Origin of the sequence: Citrobacter sp. CtB7.12 (assembly GCF_001297795.1) — a bacterium.
GTDB classification, from domain to species: Bacteria; Pseudomonadota; Gammaproteobacteria; order Enterobacterales; family Enterobacteriaceae; genus Citrobacter_A; species Citrobacter_A amalonaticus.
In genome coordinates, this window is sequence record NZ_LIFT01000022.1 from 44,997 (window position 1) to 60,905 (window position 15,909).

18 protein-coding genes are annotated in these 15,909 nt (G+C 45.8%); 9 read left to right on the forward strand and 9 right to left on the reverse strand.

The annotated features are described in order from the left end of the window. Nucleotides 1-211 precede the first annotated feature (211 nt). The gene (gene waaA, locus AOY24_RS19950) at nucleotides 212-1,489 is read left to right on the forward strand and encodes a lipid IV(A) 3-deoxy-D-manno-octulosonic acid transferase (RefSeq protein WP_042998628.1); all 1,278 of its coding nucleotides are present in this window, start codon (nucleotides 212-214) and stop codon (nucleotides 1,487-1,489) included. 8 nt (nucleotides 1,490-1,497) lie between these two features. After that, nucleotides 1,498-1,977, forward strand: a complete 480-nt coding sequence (coaD, locus tag AOY24_RS19955) for a pantetheine-phosphate adenylyltransferase (RefSeq protein WP_042998629.1) — start codon at nucleotides 1,498-1,500, stop codon at nucleotides 1,975-1,977. A gap of 25 nt (nucleotides 1,978-2,002) precedes the next feature. Here the strand turns inward: coaD and mutM are convergent, their stop codons facing one another. The 4 genes from mutM to radC all read right to left on the reverse strand — a co-directional run bounded on the left by mutM (nucleotide 2,003) and on the right by radC (nucleotide 4,267). After that, nucleotides 2,003-2,812 carry a bifunctional DNA-formamidopyrimidine glycosylase/DNA-(apurinic or apyrimidinic site) lyase gene (mutM, locus tag AOY24_RS19960; protein ID WP_044328861.1) on the reverse strand — a complete coding sequence of 270 codons (810 nt, stop codon included), beginning with the start codon at nucleotides 2,810-2,812 and terminating at the stop codon, nucleotides 2,003-2,005. 98 nt (nucleotides 2,813-2,910) lie between these two features. After that, nucleotides 2,911-3,078, reverse strand: a complete 168-nt coding sequence (gene rpmG, locus AOY24_RS19965; RefSeq protein WP_003024094.1) for a 50S ribosomal protein L33 — start codon at nucleotides 3,076-3,078, stop codon at nucleotides 2,911-2,913. A gap of 20 nt (nucleotides 3,079-3,098) precedes the next feature. Continuing rightward, entirely contained in the window at nucleotides 3,099-3,335 is a 237-nt protein-coding gene (gene rpmB, locus AOY24_RS19970; protein WP_002436699.1) for a 50S ribosomal protein L28, read from the reverse strand. Between the two features lie 266 nt (nucleotides 3,336-3,601). Further along, the gene (radC, locus tag AOY24_RS19975) at nucleotides 3,602-4,267 is read right to left on the reverse strand and encodes a DNA repair protein RadC (RefSeq protein ID WP_042998631.1); all 666 of its coding nucleotides are present in this window, start codon (nucleotides 4,265-4,267) and stop codon (nucleotides 3,602-3,604) included. A gap of 173 nt (nucleotides 4,268-4,440) precedes the next feature. Here radC and coaBC point away from each other — a divergent pair, with 173 nt between their 5' ends. The 3 genes from coaBC to slmA all read left to right on the forward strand — a co-directional run bounded on the left by coaBC (nucleotide 4,441) and on the right by slmA (nucleotide 6,802). After that, nucleotides 4,441-5,661, forward strand: a complete 1,221-nt coding sequence (gene coaBC, locus AOY24_RS19980; protein ID WP_104446880.1) for a bifunctional phosphopantothenoylcysteine decarboxylase/phosphopantothenate--cysteine ligase CoaBC — start codon at nucleotides 4,441-4,443, stop codon at nucleotides 5,659-5,661. Further along, nucleotides 5,639-6,097 (forward strand): dUTP diphosphatase, encoded by a 459-nt coding sequence (dut, locus tag AOY24_RS19985; protein WP_042998633.1) that lies wholly within the window; start codon nucleotides 5,639-5,641, stop codon nucleotides 6,095-6,097. The genes coaBC and dut overlap by 23 nt, the downstream gene beginning before the upstream one ends. A 108-nt stretch (nucleotides 6,098-6,205) precedes the next feature. Then, a complete protein-coding gene (gene slmA / locus AOY24_RS19990) occupies nucleotides 6,206-6,802 on the forward strand; it encodes a nucleoid occlusion factor SlmA (protein ID WP_042998634.1) in 597 nt (198 codons plus the stop codon). A gap of 39 nt (nucleotides 6,803-6,841) precedes the next feature. Here the strand turns inward: slmA and pyrE are convergent, their stop codons facing one another. Both pyrE and rph read right to left on the reverse strand, forming a co-directional pair. Beyond that, nucleotides 6,842-7,483 (reverse strand): orotate phosphoribosyltransferase, encoded by a 642-nt coding sequence (gene pyrE, locus AOY24_RS19995; RefSeq protein ID WP_042998635.1) that lies wholly within the window; start codon nucleotides 7,481-7,483, stop codon nucleotides 6,842-6,844. Nucleotides 7,484-7,561: 78 nt separating this feature from the next. Continuing rightward, complete coding sequence (gene rph, locus AOY24_RS20000; RefSeq protein WP_042998636.1) at nucleotides 7,562-8,278, reverse strand: ribonuclease PH; 717 nt, start codon at nucleotides 8,276-8,278, stop codon at nucleotides 7,562-7,564. Nucleotides 8,279-8,402: 124 nt separating this feature from the next. Between rph and AOY24_RS20005 the strand changes: the two genes are divergently transcribed. Next, on the forward strand, nucleotides 8,403-9,266 hold the full coding sequence (locus tag AOY24_RS20005) for a YicC/YloC family endoribonuclease (protein WP_042998637.1): 864 nt from the start codon (nucleotides 8,403-8,405) through the stop codon (nucleotides 9,264-9,266). A gap of 194 nt (nucleotides 9,267-9,460) precedes the next feature. Further along, nucleotides 9,461-10,723, forward strand: coding sequence for a site-specific integrase (locus tag AOY24_RS20010; protein WP_054177220.1), 1,263 nt, complete (start codon nucleotides 9,461-9,463; stop codon nucleotides 10,721-10,723). 57 nt (nucleotides 10,724-10,780) lie between these two features. Here AOY24_RS20010 and AOY24_RS25065 read toward each other — a convergent pair whose 3' ends face one another. Continuing rightward, on the reverse strand, nucleotides 10,781-11,134 hold the full coding sequence (locus AOY24_RS25065; RefSeq protein ID WP_072185419.1) for a hypothetical protein: 354 nt from the start codon (nucleotides 11,132-11,134) through the stop codon (nucleotides 10,781-10,783). Nucleotides 11,135-11,152: 18 nt separating this feature from the next. Next, the gene (locus tag AOY24_RS20015) at nucleotides 11,153-11,698 is read right to left on the reverse strand and encodes a hypothetical protein (protein ID WP_152967214.1); all 546 of its coding nucleotides are present in this window, start codon (nucleotides 11,696-11,698) and stop codon (nucleotides 11,153-11,155) included. Between the two features lie 241 nt (nucleotides 11,699-11,939). Here AOY24_RS20015 and AOY24_RS20020 point away from each other — a divergent pair, with 241 nt between their 5' ends. Both AOY24_RS20020 and AOY24_RS24255 read left to right on the forward strand, forming a co-directional pair. Beyond that, a complete protein-coding gene (locus AOY24_RS20020; RefSeq protein ID WP_054177222.1) occupies nucleotides 11,940-12,314 on the forward strand; it encodes a helix-turn-helix domain-containing protein in 375 nt (124 codons plus the stop codon). Between the two features lie 474 nt (nucleotides 12,315-12,788). After that, nucleotides 12,789-12,983 (forward strand): AlpA family transcriptional regulator, encoded by a 195-nt coding sequence (locus AOY24_RS24255; RefSeq protein WP_072185420.1) that lies wholly within the window; start codon nucleotides 12,789-12,791, stop codon nucleotides 12,981-12,983. Nucleotides 12,984-14,249: 1,266 nt separating this feature from the next. Here AOY24_RS24255 and AOY24_RS20030 read toward each other — a convergent pair. After that, complete coding sequence (locus AOY24_RS20030) at nucleotides 14,250-15,824, reverse strand: anti-phage dCTP deaminase (protein ID WP_054177224.1); 1,575 nt, start codon at nucleotides 15,822-15,824, stop codon at nucleotides 14,250-14,252. Nucleotides 15,825-15,909 lie beyond the last annotated feature (85 nt).

Consider the following 15,909-nt stretch of genomic DNA (forward strand, 5'->3'; position numbering starts at 1 on the left):
TGAGCATCGTTTTTTTCGTCACCGATTGGCTCGGTTAACAACGGCAATAGCAGTAAAAATCAATAAATGGCATAAAAATTCAAAAAAGATGAGCCGGGCTGGCGGAATAAGTCGGACTTAAAGCTATTTAAGTCAAAAACAGGAAAAGTAATGGTAAAGCCCTGGCTAAATACATAGAATCCCCAGCACATCCATAAGTCAGCTATTTACTATGCTCGAATTGCTTTACACCGCCCTTCTCTACCTTATTCAGCCTTTGATCTGGATACGGCTTTGGGTGCGCGGACGTAAGGCCCCGGCCTACCGTAAACGCTGGGGTGAACGCTACGGTTTTTACCGTCGCCCCCTGAAACCGGGCGGGATTATGCTCCATTCCGTCTCTGTCGGCGAAACACTGGCAGCCATTCCTTTGGTTCGCGCCCTGCGACATCGCTACCCCGATCTACCGATCACGGTCACCACGATGACGCCAACCGGCTCCGAGCGTGTCCAGTCAGCCTTCGGTAGCGATGTTCAGCACGTCTACCTGCCTTACGATTTACCCGATGCGCTGAGTCGCTTTCTGAACAAGGTTGATCCTAAGCTGGTGCTGATTATGGAAACGGAGCTATGGCCGAACCTGATTGCCGCGCTTCATAAACGGCATATTCCACTGGTCATCGCCAATGCGCGTCTTTCTGCCCGCTCCGCTGACGGTTACGCGAAGTTGGGGAAATTTATCCGCCGAATCCTTCGTCGTATTACGCTAATTGCAGCGCAAAATGAAGAGGATGGTCAGCGCTTTGTGACGCTGGGCGCGAAGAACAATCAGGTGACCGTCACCGGCAGTCTGAAGTTCGATATTTCCGTGACGCCACAGCTTGCCGCAAAAGCTGTTACGCTGCGTCGCCAGTGGGCGCCGCATCGCCCGGTGTGGATCGCAACCAGTACTCATGATGGTGAAGAGAGTATTATCATCGCCGCGCATCAGGCATTGTTACACCAGTTCCCCAACCTGCTGTTGATTCTGGTCCCGCGTCATCCGGAACGCTTCCCGGATGCGATTAACCTCGTGCGTGAAGCCGGGCTAAGCTATACCACCCGTTCCTCCGGCGAAGTCCCCTCGGCCAGTACCCAGGTCGTTGTAGGTGACACGATGGGTGAACTGATGCTGCTTTACGGAATTGCGGATCTGGCATTTGTCGGAGGATCACTGGTTGAACGTGGCGGACATAACCCGCTGGAAGCCGCGGCACACGCAATTCCGGTGCTAATGGGACCCCATACCTTCAATTTCAAAGATATTTGCGCCCGTCTGGAGCAGGCCAGCGGTTTGATTACGGTCACGGACGCCACAAGTCTTGCCAAAGAGGTTTCCTCTTTACTGACCGATGCCGATTATCGTAATTTCTATGGTCGTCACGCAGTTGAAGTTCTCTATCAAAACCAGGGGGCGTTACAGCGCCTGCTACAGCTGCTGGAACCTTATCTGCCACCGAAAACGCATTGAGGGCTGTTATGCAAAAACGGGCGATTTATCCAGGTACTTTTGATCCGTTGACGAACGGCCATATCGATATCATCACGCGTGCTACGCAGATGTTTGATCATGTCATTCTGGCGATTGCGGCAAGTCCCGGTAAAAAACCGATGTTCAGCCTTGAAGAACGTGTCGCGCTGGCTCAGCAGGCCACTGCCCATCTGTCTGGCGTTGAAGTGCTAGGTTTTAGCGATCTGATGGCCAACTTTGCGCGTGAGCAACAGGCCAACATCCTGATTCGTGGATTGCGCGCCGTCGCGGATTTTGAATACGAAATGCAGTTGGCCCACATGAATCGGCATTTGATGCCAGAGCTGGAAAGCGTCTTTCTGATGCCTTCTAAAGAGTGGTCCTTCATCTCATCGTCACTGGTGAAAGAAGTGGCCCGCCATCAGGGTGATGTCACCCACTTCCTGCCCGAGAATATTCATCAGGCGCTGTTGGCAAAGCTCAAATAGCGCCCCGCATCCGGGACGCCCCGTCTTACTTCTGGCACTGACGGCAATAGAACGTCGCACGCTGCGCGTGTTTCGATGCTACGATCGGCGTTCCGCACACTCTGCATGGCTCACCTTTACGGCCATAGACCTGCAACTCTTGAGCAAAATAGCCCGGTTTACCATCGCTTTGCAGAAAATCTTTCAGCGTCGTTCCCCCCTGTTCTATTGAACGCAGCAGGACGGCCTTAATCACGCGCACCAGCAGTTCATATTCAGCCGGCGACAATGACGACGCCAGACGGTCAGGATGAATACCCGCAGCAAACAGAGATTCACTGGCGTAGATATTTCCGACCCCCACGACCAGCTTATTATCCATCAACCAGGGTTTAATCGCCGTTTTCTTCTTCGCACATTTCTGTTGCAGGTATTCGCCGTTGAAAGTATCGCTTAGCGGTTCAGGACCGAGATGCGCCAGTACGTTGTGCCCTTCCAGTTCTTTCGTCCACAGCCAGGCACCAAAGCGACGGGGATCGGTGTAGCGCAGGACTTTACCGTTACTCATCACTAAATCGACATGGTCATGTTTTTCTGCCGGCAGTTCTTCAGGAAGGATACGTAGACTGCCTGACATCCCCAGGTGAATGATGATCCAGCCATCGGGTAGCTCCAGCAGAAGGTATTTCGCACGGCGCTGAACGCTGAGCACCGGTTTGTCGCTCAGACGGTAGATCTCTTCTGATACCGGCCAACGCAGACGTCCATTACGCACATTGGCATGCAGAATGGTTGCCCCGACCAGATGCGGTTCAATACCGCGGCGGCTGGTTTCGACTTCAGGTAATTCAGGCATAACGTCTCCGGCTGTGTATCAGGTCTCACTAATATGGGGATGGCCAGAAAACAAAAAACCCCGCCGAAGCGAGGTTTTTCATTACAGCAAAGCGAGACTTACTTAATTTTCGCTTCTTTGTAGAGAACGTGCTGACGGACAACTGGATCGAATTTTTTCAGTTCCAGTTTTTCCGGCTTAGTACGTTTGTTCTTCGTGGTGGTATAGAAGTGACCAGTACCAGCAGAAGAAACCAGCTTGATCTTCTCACGAATACCTTTAGCCATGATTTATTTCCTCTTAGTACTTAGTACTTTTCGCCACGGGCACGCAGTTCAGACAGAACTGTATCGATGCCTTTCTTATCAATTACACGCATACCTTTAGCAGATACACGCAGGGTGACAAAACGCTTTTCGCTCTCAACCCAGAAACGGTGAGAGTGCAGGTTAGGCAGGAAACGGCGTTTAGTCGCGTTCAGTGCGTGGGAACGGTTGTTACCGGTCACCGGACGCTTGCCAGTAACTTGGCAGACTCGGGACATGTCTATTCTCCAAAAATCAAATTAGCTCGAGCTTCGTATGGGGTATCGGCGCCTCGTCAGGCTTTACAGCCCGGTCATCGCGGTTCTACACCTCACCCTTCAAGCTGCCTTAACGCAACGTGAATGATTGGGTGTCTAAGTGAACACTCGATTGCCAGGCCCAAATGCCAAACCCGAGATTCTCAAAGGTGGCGTAGTATACGCTGAGTCAGCGATGTGCTCAAGTCCCGAACAGACAAAGATCCCGATGGATCGCGCAAAGTGCGTCAAATCCAACCTCGTTCCGCAAACGAAACGTACTCTCCGCGTCCAATGACAAGGTGATCAAGCACACGGATATCCATGAACTGACAGCATTTTACGACACGCTCGGTGATAAGTTTATCCGCTTTGCTCGGCTCTGCACACCCCGACGGATGATTATGGGCAAGGATCACCGCAGATGCATTGATTTTTATCGCTTCACGAATAATTTCACGCGGATGGATCTCAACATGGGTGAGTGTGCCAGAGAAAAGGCGGCTATGTTTAATGACATGGTGTTGAGAATCGAGAAAAACCACCATGAAAACTTCCCGCGCCTCCCCCGCTAATTGGCTCTGCAAAAAATCCCGTGTTAACACCGGGCTGAGTAATGGGTTCGTACCTTTTATTTGCACTTCATAAAAGCGCCTGGCCAGTTCCGCGATGCCTTTAAGCTGCGCATACTTTGCTACGCCAATCCCTGTCACCGCGCTGAATTGAGAGTAGTCCGCCGTCAACAAGCTATAAAGAGAGCCAAAATGTTCCAGGATCTCTTTTGCCAGCGCAAAGACATCTTTCCCGGGCGTTCCGGTCCGTAAGAAGAGCGCCAGTAGTTCGTCATCCGTCAGCGTATCGACCCCAAGCGCCAACAGTTTTTCCCTCGGCAGCACATATTCAGCAGTTTCCATCCCCACACCTCCTCATGCCAGCACGCATGGTGGCATGGGCCGGAGGGGGAATCGACGTACAATTTCCACTCCTGCGTAGCGCCTCGCAAAGTGATTCATGGGTGAACGCACGACAGTTTACGGATTGTGATAAAATATCCGCCTTCTGGTGTAATCCAACAGGAATGATCATGATGAGCCTGGCCGGTAAAAAAATCGTTCTCGGCGTCAGCGGCGGCATTGCTGCCTACAAAACCCCTGAACTGGTGCGTCGTCTGCGCGAACGCGGCGCTGATGTCCGAGTGGCAATGACCGAGGCGGCTAAAGCCTTTATTACCCCACTCAGCTTACAGGCGGTTTCCGGGTATCCCGTTTCCGACAGCCTGCTGGATCCCGCGGCAGAGGCCGCAATGGGCCATATTGAGTTAGGAAAATGGGCCGACCTGGTGATTCTCGCCCCGGCCACCGCAGACCTTATCGCGCGTGTCGCAGCCGGCATGGCAAACGATCTGGTGTCTACGATTTGTCTGGCTACTCCTGCGCCCGTTGCTGTTTTACCGGCAATGAACCAGCAGATGTACCGGGCTGCGGCAACGCAGCATAATCTGGGCGTTCTGGCTTCTCGTGGGTTGCTCATCTGGGGACCAGACAGCGGCAGCCAGGCATGCGGTGATGTAGGGCCGGGCCGTATGCTGGATCCTTTAACGATTGTCGATATGGCCGCGGCACATTTCGCCCCTGTCAACGATCTGCAACATCTTAACATCATGATTACCGCGGGCCCGACGCGCGAACCGCTCGATCCGGTGCGCTACATTTCCAACCACAGCTCCGGCAAAATGGGGTTTGCCATCGCCGCCGCCGCAGCCCGTCGCGGGGCGAACGTTACGCTGGTCGCCGGCCCGGTATCATTACCCACGCCGCCTTTTGTACAGCGTGTTGATGTGATGACCGCTCTGGAAATGGAAGCGGCGGTGCAATCCGCCGTCCAACAGCAACATATTTTTATCGGCTGCGCTGCCGTAGCAGACTATCGCGCCGCGATTGTCGCCCCGGAAAAAATTAAGAAACAGGCAACACAAGGTGATGAATTAACAATAAAAATGGTCAAGAACCCAGACATCATCGCCGGGGTTGCCGCACGTAAAGACCATCGCCCCTATGTCGTTGGGTTTGCCGCGGAAACGAATAATGTGGAAGAATATGCCCGGCAAAAACGTATCCGTAAAAACCTTGATTTGATCTGTGCAAACGATGTTTCGCTTTCAACTCAAGGGTTTAATAGCGACAGCAACGCTTTACACCTTTTCTGGCAGGATGGAGATAAAGTCTTACCGCTTGAGCGCAAAGCACTCCTGGGCCAATTATTACTCGACGAGATCGTGACCCGTTATGATGAAAAAAATCGACGTTAAGATTCTGGACCCGCGTGTCGGCAAGCAATTCCCGCTGCCGACGTATGCCACCTCCGGCTCCGCCGGACTTGACCTGCGGGCTTGTCTCGATGACGCCGTAGAACTGGCGCCGGGCGCAACCACGCTGCTGCCAACCGGGCTGGCTATTCACATCGCCGATCCGTCTCTGGCTGCCGTCATCCTGCCGCGTTCGGGTCTGGGCCATAAGCATGGTATCGTGCTGGGCAACCTGGTGGGGTTGATTGATTCTGACTATCAGGGGCAGCTAATGGTATCCGTCTGGAACCGTGGTCAGGACAGTTTTACCATTGAGCCGGGCGAACGTATCGCACAGATGGTCTTTGTGCCAGTCGTGCAGGCCGAATTTAATCTGGTGGAAGAGTTTGATGCCACCCACCGTGGTGAAGGCGGTTTCGGCCATTCCGGTCGTAAGTAAGAAAGTTACGCATCCCGATAACGTCATAACATCACCGCAAGCCCTGGGTTTGCGGTCATAGTGTGGATGCTCGCCTGCAAGTGCTTATTTTCAGGGGTATTTTGTAACATGGCAGAAAAACAAACTGCGAAAAGGAATCGTCGCGAAGAAATACTTCAGTCTCTGGCGCTGATGCTGGAATCCAGTGATGGAAGCCAGCGCATCACAACAGCAAAACTGGCGGCTTCTGTCGGCGTTTCCGAAGCGGCATTGTATCGCCACTTTCCCAGCAAGACCCGCATGTTCGATAGCCTGATTGAGTTTATCGAAGACAGCCTGATCACCCGTATCAATTTGATTTTGAAAGATGAAAAAGATACTCACGCGCGTGTGCGCCTGATTGTGTTATTGATTCTGGGTTTCGGCGAACGCAATCCTGGCCTGACGCGCATCCTGACTGGACATGCGTTGATGTTTGAACAAGATCGCCTGCAAGGACGTATCAACCAACTGTTCGAACGCATTGAAGCACAACTGCGCCAGGTATTGCGGGAAAAGCGGATGCGTGAAGGTGAAGGGTACGTGACGGATGAAACGTTACTGGCAAGTCAACTGCTCGCCTTCTGCGAAGGTATGCTGTCGCGCTTTGTGCGTAGCGAATTCAAATACCGTCCTACGGATGATTTTGATGCCCGCTGGCCACTGCTCGCCGCGCAACTGCAGTAATGTTTGCCGGATAGCGCACGCGTTATCCGGCCACTCACGTTAAACGCCGAACGCTTCCCGATACGCCCGCACCGCTGCCAGATGCTCTGCCATTTCCGGCTTCTCTTCCAGATAGGCAATCAGGTCTTTCAGGGTGATGATGGAAATCACCTTACAGCCATAATCGCGCTCGACTTCCTGAATGGCAGAAATCTCGCCACGTCCGCGTTCCTGACGATCCAAAGAGATCAGCACACCAGCCAGCGTTGCACCATTGGCCTGGATGATTTCCATCGATTCCCGGATGGCCGTACCAGCGGTGATCACATCATCTACCAGCATCACGCGGCCTTGTAATGCGCTGCCAACCAGATTGCCACCTTCTCCGTGATCTTTGGCTTCTTTGCGGTTAAAGCAGTACGGCAGGTCTTTGTCATGATGTTCCGCCAGCGCAACCGCCGTGGTCGTCGCAATGGGAATGCCTTTGTAAGCCGGGCCAAAAAGCAGATCAAATTCAATGCCAGAATCCACTAATGCTTCAGCGTAAAAACGGCCTAACAGTGCCAGATCGCGCCCGGTATTAAACAGGCCGGCGTTGAAGAAATAGGGGCTCTTGCGCCCGGATTTCAGCGTGAACTCGCCAAACTTGAGTACCTGTTTGTTAAGCGCAAACTCAATAAACTGGCGTTGATAGGGTTTCATGGATTCGCTCCTCATTTCACTTTCATCATTGACAAAATCTACGGACAAAAAAAAGGCGACTCATTGGTCGCCTTAAAATCAATTCTCTAGCGCCGCCTTCTGCGTCGCAACAATGGATTCGATTCCCCCTCGGGCCAGTGCCAGCAAGGTGAGAAGTTCTTCATGGCTGAACGGCTCACCTTCTGCCGTCCCCTGCACCTCAATGATTCGTCCATCTTCGGTCATCACCACGTTCATATCGGTTTCCGCCGCTGAGTCTTCAACGTACTCCAGATCGCAGAGCGCTTCGCCGTTAACGATCCCCACGGATACCGCAGCAACCATCCCTTTCATCGGATTAGTTTTCAGCTTACCGCTGGCCACCAGTTTGTTCAGCGCATCTGCCAGCGCCACACAGGCACCGGTAATGGAAGCGGTACGCGTGCCGCCATCGGCCTGGATCACATCGCAGTCCAGGGTGATAGTAAATTCACCCAACGTTTTGAGATCGACTGCAGCGCGCAGCGCACGGGCGATCAGACGCTGAATTTCCATAGTACGGCCGCCCTGCTTGCCTTTTGCGGCTTCGCGCGCGTTACGGGTATGTGTTGCACGCGGCAACATGCCATATTCAGCGGTGATCCAACCCTGGCCCTGACCTTTCAGAAAACGCGGTACGCCTTCTTCAATTGAGGCCGTGCACAGCACTTTGGTATCTCCAAATTCGACCAGCACCGAGCCTTCAGCGTGTTTTGTATAGTTACGGGTCAGGGTTACGGGACGCACCTGATTAGCGCTACGGCCTGCTGGACGCATATTGAGATCTCCGGCTTAAACGAATGTGGCTGCGCATTATACGGACTTCCGGCGGTTATTCCTATCCTGACAAGGCCGGGATGGCTATAATCCTCCCATCTCTCCTTTAAAAACAGGAACGTCTATGATCCGCAGTATGACCGCCTACGCCCGGCGTGAAATCAAGGGTGAATGGGGTAGCGCCACCTGGGAAATGCGCTCGGTAAACCAGCGTTATCTGGAAACTTACTTTCGTCTGCCGGAACAGTTCCGTAGCCTTGAGCCTGTTGTTCGTGAACGCATTCGTACGCGCCTGACGCGCGGTAAAGTCGAATGCATGCTGCGCTTTGAACCCGATGCCAGCGCGCAGGGCGAGCTCATCCTGAATGAAAAGCTCGCAAAACAACTCGTGAATGCAGCTAACTGGGTCAAAATGCAGAGTGATGAAGGGGAAATCAATCCGGTCGATATCCTGCGCTGGCCCGGTGTTATGGCAGCACAGGAGCAGGATCTGGACGCCATTGCTGCAGAAATCCTGACCGCACTCGACGGCACGCTCGACGATTTCATCGTTGCCCGCGAAACGGAAGGTCAGGCACTGAAAACGCTGATCGAACAACGTCTGGAAGGCGTCAGCGCTGAAGTTGTTAAGGTCCGCGCCCATATGCCAGAAATTCTACAATGGCAGCGCGAGCGTCTGGTCGCTAAGCTTGAAGACGCTCAGGTCCAACTGGAAAATAACCGTCTGGAACAAGAACTGGTCCTGATGGCACAGCGCATTGATGTGGCAGAAGAACTGGATCGCCTGGACGCCCACGTTAAAGAAACCTACAACATCCTGAAGAAAAAAGAGGCAGTAGGCCGCCGTCTGGACTTCATGATGCAAGAATTCAATCGAGAATCGAATACGCTGGCGTCAAAATCCATTAATGCGGAAGTGACCAATTCCGCCATCGAACTGAAAGTTTTAATCGAGCAAATGCGCGAGCAGATTCAGAACATTGAGTAATATCTCAGACGATCTCACTTTGTCTCACCCAAGTTAAAACCTCCTCTAAGAGCCCGTATTAAAGGGCTCTTTCTTTATCGCCTTGTCTCATGGTGTATCACTACAGCGCATGTTTAGCGTGTACTTATCTATGTACATAATGACTTTTATGGCATCATGAATATGTACGCACAGCACATAAGCAAGAGTCATACATGGCAAAAATGACAGACATACAAATCAAGGCATGGATCAGAGCTGACGAACGCTTCGAAGCAAAGTCGGATGGTAACGGCTTATATCTTTGTTTTCCAAAGAAGTATGCAGCTCCATTCTGGCGCTTTCGCTATCGTTTCTCTGGAAAACAGCGGGTAATGGGTATCGGTTCCTATGCTGAACTCTCACTAGCAAGGGCGCGAGAGACCGCCAAAGAGCTCTCAGCACGTGTAGCATTGGGTTATGACGTAGCCGGAGAGAAGCAAGAGCGCAAAGCTGATGCTCTCAAAAAAATCGAGTCTGAAAAACACGCACTGAGGGTTTCCCAATTAGCCAGCGAATATTTTGAACGCCAGATACTTAAACGCTGGAAGCACCCCGACATACTGCGCCGACGAATCGAAAAAGATATAAATCCTAATTTAGGCAATCTACGAATAGAAGACGTTCGCCCATATCATATTGATGATATGTTGCAAAAGATCCTTCTACGAGGAGCCCCTACCGTTGCCAATGACGTCCTGAGGTGGACTCGACGGATCTTTGATTATGGAATCAAGCGGCACATGCTAGCTTCGAATCCAGCAAGTGCATTTGATATATCTGATGCAGGAGGACAAGAACAAAGCCGCGAGCGCTGGTTAAGTCGGGATGAACTGGTACAGCTCTTTCAGGTAATGCCTTTAACCAAAGGTTTTTCTCGTCAGAATGAACTAACAATGAAGCTCATTTTAGCCCTCTGCTGTCGAAAGATGGAATTGTGTGGTGCCAGATGGTCAGAAATTGATCTGGACGAAGGCGTCTGGCATTTGCCAGCTGAGCGCGTTAAAAATGGCGATGGTATCGATATCCCACTAGCGGCACCCGTTGTTGGCTGGTTTAAAGAATTACAAACCATGTCCGGCAACAGTGAATGGGTTCTCCCGGCAAGAAAAATGCAGCACCGCATGATTCCTCATATTCAGGAAAGTACCTTGCCCGTCGCGCTAGCTAAAATAAGGTCAAATATGCCAGATGTGCCAAATTTCACAATACATGATTTTCGGCGAACTGCCCGCTCCCATTTAGCTGCACTGGGGGTAGATCCGGTGATAGCAGAACGCTGTTTAAATCATAAAATCAAAGGTGTTGAAGGTATATATAATCGCTATCAATATTTTGAAGAACGTAAGCAAGCTCTAACTATATGGGCTGAGCTACTTACAACATTGGAAAAAGGTAATGATTACAACGTTGAACCAATAAGAAAAGAAATAGCGTAACATTGCACACTATTAACATTTACTTTAGCCTGAAAACAATCAGGCTAAAGTAATCATTCATTTATTATATGTGCCGTCTATAGAACCTATAGATGTTACACCACAATGTTGATCACAATCCTTCGAAATAACCTGCATGGCACCATTTTCTAATTCACTTATCAACACGACACACATGCTTGACTGGTCACTATAAATCCAACGGTTACGTTGCCCTTTACGAGCGTCAATAGGTGTTAATTCACCTCCTATCTCGCATACTCCCGATGTAGTTCCATATGAAGAATTAATACCGAAATGGGTGTGGTTTTCGCTCTGATACAAAGAGAGTATTCCATTTGTTTTTTTAAAATCACTCGCTTGAACTGAAAAACATAAAATCATCAATGGTAGGGTAGTCAAATATTTCATATCTATACCTATATAAGGTTAATATTTAACACCATTCTTATTAAATACGACAAAAGCAACTGAGTAATATGAGTTAAATACTAGGCCTTCTTCTTCGATATTCTCAGCAGCAATGAGTCCTTTATCATTTATAACACCCTTCAAGAAATATTCATTATCCTCTTGATAGAGTGCAAATCCTGTTGCAGGACGCCCAGCAAGTTTTACTTTGAAACCTATATAATTATTATACTTAACAAGTTTAACTGACTGAAGGTTTGGAAGGTCGAAAAAAACAGAGACAAACTGTTTCAGATTTGAGAAAAATACAAAGTTATCATTCAAACTTGCACGAACATAAATATTAGAATTGAGTTGCTCCTCTGTAAGTCCTAAACTTGATATTTCATTACTATATTTTTCAGACAAATATTTTAATACATCTTCGTTTGTCACTCCATCTTGCTGAGTTGACGTTGAGCTTACTGTTTCTTGTAGATGGATATTATTCGGAGATGAATAAACAACATTACAAGAAAAAAACAACGAGATACTTAATATTTTAGCGATAGATGAATTTTTCATATTTCACTCATTTGCGATTGGTATTAGGAAAAACTATTACTTGCTAGTCTAATAAAGTAAGAACAAATTTAAGTTAAGTCATTTTATGACGGTTTAAAGTTAGAAAAATGGACTTTTTTGAAGCCAAGTCATCCATAAAGGAGTAAAAATTAATTTATAATCCATTATCGATGTTCATGCAAGAGTAAAACACCCGCAAAATGTCTTTTATAGACATATACGTTGGAAACAAGGCGGGGAAATGGCGAAGCTTGCATCCGAAGTCACTGATAAGATGGTTGGTCAGCGTATCCAGATGCGCAGAAAAGAACTTGGTATGACTGCACAGCAATTAGCCGAGTATGCGGATATTTCCCAGCAACAACTTTCACGTTATGAAAGAGGAGCCAATAAAATTAATGTCGCACATCTTGTAAATATTGCCATAAAAATGAATACGCCAATTGGTTGGTTTTTCATTGATTGCTTTGATGAGAACTCCTCTGATAAGAACGAACAACCAGAATTTGTTCCAGTGAAAGATGTAGATCTAAAGAACAGATTTGAACAAATTTGGCCTCGTTTAACACATGAACAACGCAGGGTATTAATCATTTTCCTAGATGAATACACATAATTAAGCTATCTTTCAACAAGCTTTTTAGACATAAATATGTCTATGCCATGAAAGCTCCTTATTTTAATTGCATGACATCTATATCATTTCGAGTTAATTGATTAAAAATCCCTCCTTAAAATCCAATCTAATGTCGTAATACTAGTCATTTTTTTATCTTAGTATTCGTTGAAAGCAGCAAAAAAAGGCTGCTCTCAAGATCTACCAAACTCACCTTTTTCGCTCAGTAGGCGCGAAACTTTTCACATGGAAAACCTGAAATTTTCCGCCGCTGAACTTTTTTTGAAACCCAGAAATTCTAGAATTTTCGGCGTTCGAAACTTTCGAAACTTTCGAATGCCTCGAAAACACATACCATTGAAAATAAATAAAAATCATTAAATTCAACATGTTACAAGTTTTTCGCTCATTCAATCTGCAAAACTGTAAATCGTAGAGGTATCAATCCGATGCGCTTTATTGTGGATTCAAACAATGCCGAATCAACGTCTAATCAAGGTGAAAACGGTCCTGGAACTATGCGCAATTTCTCGTGCAACGCTCTATCGACAAATCGAAGCAGGTGCGTTTCCTCGACAAGTTAGCCTAACCGGAGCACGCGCAGTTGCATGGCGAGAAGAGGAGGTTTTGGAATGGATAGCAAGTCGTCAGTTAGTAGAAGCAATATGAACTAATCCTTTCAGAGTTCTCTTAGCTTTATCTAGTTCCCTCTAATAGCACGCTATATACCACCTATATCCCACCTATATAAAATCCTATGTATAGAGGTGCACTCAAATTCACGATCCATTTATATATGGAAAGGCATTGTACGGAAAATTATATGCTTTTAAACATGAAAAACATTGAAACGAGGCTTTCTATTAGTGCAGGAAAGAGTTTTCACAATCATGAATTAAAGATAAGAATAGACAAAGCCACTCTTGTAAGTAGTTTTTCTACTGAGGATGAAAAAATTAAAATACACTCTGCACTCAAAAACTGCAATAAACTCCCAAACGATAAATACGCCATAACTCACACAAAACTAAAGGAAGGTCATCCATATAAGAAAGCAATCAACATATTTAGTAGAGAAGAGATTCCAAGTTTGATATTGCACATCGCATATGTTCCTGTAAATAATAACACTGGAAGTATAAGATTTGATTTTCGGCCACAACATGTTAGTGATAATGAATTTAAAGAATTTATAAAATGGATGAAATCACAATTCGGAAAGGCCATTATTAAAACCATACGCAGATCTTGGATTACACAAATAGATGTGGCATTGGACATTTATGATTGTAAACTTAAAGACTATTTGTGGTCATTAAAAAATTCAGGTGCATCTCAATACTTTCATCACAAAAATGGATTACCCGGATTAAGGTTAGGAAGTACAAGGTCAAAAATAAGTATACTTTGTTATGAAAAAATATACATGCAAAGGAATCTTTTTAATTCCTTTAAAACAGAAAATGAGTATTTGGAGCTTAACAAGGATTACAGAAATCTATTAAGAATTGAAGCTCGCGTCAAACCAAAGAAAAAATTAAGAAGTAAAAAAGAAAAAGCACTTTTACTAAAAGAAATATCATCTATGGAGAACCCATTCTTACGATTAATGATTTATAACAATCAGATGCAAGAAGAACTCATAAAAAAGAACTATCTTAAATATAAATTGAAGACTCAAAATGTAACTATCATTANAAAAAATAACGTATATCAACTTACTTTTGGTCTGCGGGACTTATTAGCTTTATTATAATCACAATTTACAATGTGGTTTGAACGTTAAGATCATACTTGCCTCAAAAGGATTATTTAAAAACTCTAATTTTCAATCTTTATTAAAAAGAAAAAATAATAGTAGTTCTTTCTGGATACATCCAGAAAGAACTACTTTATAGTATATCCTGATAATAATATATCTTCTAGCTGTAAAACTTAAGGTGTAGCATCTTGTTTCGCGACCTCTGATAAGAATTTCTTAGCGACCATATCTTCATATTTCCTATGGCTATCAAGATATTGTACATCAATATGATTTTTATATTTAGTATTAAACTTAAATGCTTCACCAGTGATTTCATCTTTTCTTTCATCTGTAGGCATGAAGAATTTATTATATCTTCTTGGGGCAACACCTTCGAAGTCTGAAAAAATTACTTTCGAGTGATCCTCAGATTTTGTAATCGAGTCATCGTGAAGATCTAATGCAAGACTTTTATCGAATGGTTCGATATATATAACTTTCTTAATACCAGAAGATACAATATGCCTTGCACAGTTATGACAAGGATAAGTTGTGGTAAAAAGAATTTTACCTTTTGCCCCTTCGGTCGACTTTCTTGCCATTGTTGTAATGACATCCATCTCTGCATGGATAGATCTTGAATACTCCATAATGGATGAAATGTTACTACCTTTATAAATGGCCTCAGTAATATTAGGTGTTATGGCCTCTAACCTTCTCAAGATTAGCTCCATTGATGGATCTGAGCCTAATGAGGACTTAATTTCCTTTAGAAGGATATCATGTATTTTATTTTTAATTTTTAACTTGCTTGATACGTTATAACACTTTCCACTTTTATGCACACAACGATGATCTTTTTCACCATCATCACTGACATAAAGCCCACCGCCAGCTTTGGGAACGTCATTTTTGCCTATGGCGAGAAGGTTTCCTTCATCATCAAAGAGAGCGGCTCCGACTTGCCTTGATAAACATGCTGATTGTAATGATGCTGAAAATGCTGCGTACATACCCTTTTCATTTATAGTCGGGGTCAGACCATTTTTTCCGTGTATAAGTCCAAAAAATCTATCAATTTTATTTTCAAGGCCTTTTTTCTGACTTTGGTTGTTTTTAACAAAAAAATCAGAGGTAAGTATTGCCTGACTTGTCCTTTGCCCATAATCATCATCTGACTTATCATCAACATTCATGATTAAAGGAATGTCATTTTTCGTGACACCATCTTCTCTTAAGTTTCTAATCCTATGCTCTTGATCTCTTAAAATTCCCATTAAATAGAAATTATGTTGATAAATAACCCTGAATAACTCAATCTCCTCAGGCCGCTTCAATTGATCAATAATATATAAAGTAGCTTCAGAAGTGCTGGATGATTTGTTTTTATCAGCATTTATAGCAGCGATTGCCGCTTCAGATAAAAGCTCATTTCTCTTGAAATTTCTTCTTAATCCATTAGCTAATTTTTGCATAGCTAAATGCCGAACAATGCTATTATCAAGATGTTGCTCAATTAAGATCTTTTCGAAGTAAAGGGGATCTTGCATTAAATCGCTAATCCTAATGTGGACAACACTATACCCCCAAGTTTCGGCTACCTCTTTTATAACATCGACAACAGTTTTGATTCCACATCCTGCAAATCCGCACAAACCTAAAAAAATGTCAGTAGATTGACGACCTTCAATAGTTTTCATTGAAGATGTATTATCATTAGCATCAATAGCTTTATTTATTTTTAATTTTCTTGCTGTGCTAGTCATATAATTACCTAATCAAAAATAATTTCTTTAGTGAGAATTTTTTTGAAAGCTTCAAGAGTCTCTCTTTTATCTAATTCCATCCGTA

Coding starts and splice junctions, on each gene's coding strand:
- rph (WP_042998636.1), bottom strand. CDS start 8,278: ATGCGTCCAGCAGGCCGTAGCGCTAATCAGGTGCGTCCCGTAACCCTG.
- slmA (WP_042998634.1), top strand. CDS start 6,206: ATGGCAGAAAAACAAACTGCGAAAAGGAATCGTCGCGAAGAAATACTT.
- waaA (WP_042998628.1), top strand. CDS start 212: ATGCTCGAATTGCTTTACACCGCCCTTCTCTACCTTATTCAGCCTTTG.
- mutM (WP_044328861.1), bottom strand. CDS start 2,812: ATGCCTGAATTACCTGAAGTCGAAACCAGCCGCCGCGGTATTGAACCG.
- AOY24_RS20005 (WP_042998637.1), top strand. CDS start 8,403: ATGATCCGCAGTATGACCGCCTACGCCCGGCGTGAAATCAAGGGTGAA.
- radC (WP_042998631.1), bottom strand. CDS start 4,267: ATGGAAACTGCTGAATATGTGCTGCCGAGGGAAAAACTGTTGGCGCTT.
- pyrE (WP_042998635.1), bottom strand. CDS start 7,483: ATGAAACCCTATCAACGCCAGTTTATTGAGTTTGCGCTTAACAAACAG.
- AOY24_RS20010 (WP_054177220.1), top strand. CDS start 9,461: ATGGCAAAAATGACAGACATACAAATCAAGGCATGGATCAGAGCTGAC.
- AOY24_RS25065 (WP_072185419.1), bottom strand. CDS start 11,134: ATGAAATATTTGACTACCCTACCATTGATGATTTTATGTTTTTCAGTT.
- rpmG (WP_003024094.1), bottom strand. CDS start 3,078: ATGGCTAAAGGTATTCGTGAGAAGATCAAGCTGGTTTCTTCTGCTGGT.
- coaD (WP_042998629.1), top strand. CDS start 1,498: ATGCAAAAACGGGCGATTTATCCAGGTACTTTTGATCCGTTGACGAAC.
- AOY24_RS20015 (WP_152967214.1), bottom strand. CDS start 11,698: ATGAAAAATTCATCTATCGCTAAAATATTAAGTATCTCGTTGTTTTTT.
- AOY24_RS20030 (WP_054177224.1), bottom strand. CDS start 15,824: ATGACTAGCACAGCAAGAAAATTAAAAATAAATAAAGCTATTGATGCT.
- AOY24_RS24255 (WP_072185420.1), top strand. CDS start 12,789: ATGCCGAATCAACGTCTAATCAAGGTGAAAACGGTCCTGGAACTATGC.
- dut (WP_042998633.1), top strand. CDS start 5,639: ATGATGAAAAAAATCGACGTTAAGATTCTGGACCCGCGTGTCGGCAAG.
- rpmB (WP_002436699.1), bottom strand. CDS start 3,335: ATGTCCCGAGTCTGCCAAGTTACTGGCAAGCGTCCGGTGACCGGTAAC.
- AOY24_RS20020 (WP_054177222.1), top strand. CDS start 11,940: ATGGCGAAGCTTGCATCCGAAGTCACTGATAAGATGGTTGGTCAGCGT.
- coaBC (WP_104446880.1), top strand. CDS start 4,441: ATGAGCCTGGCCGGTAAAAAAATCGTTCTCGGCGTCAGCGGCGGCATT.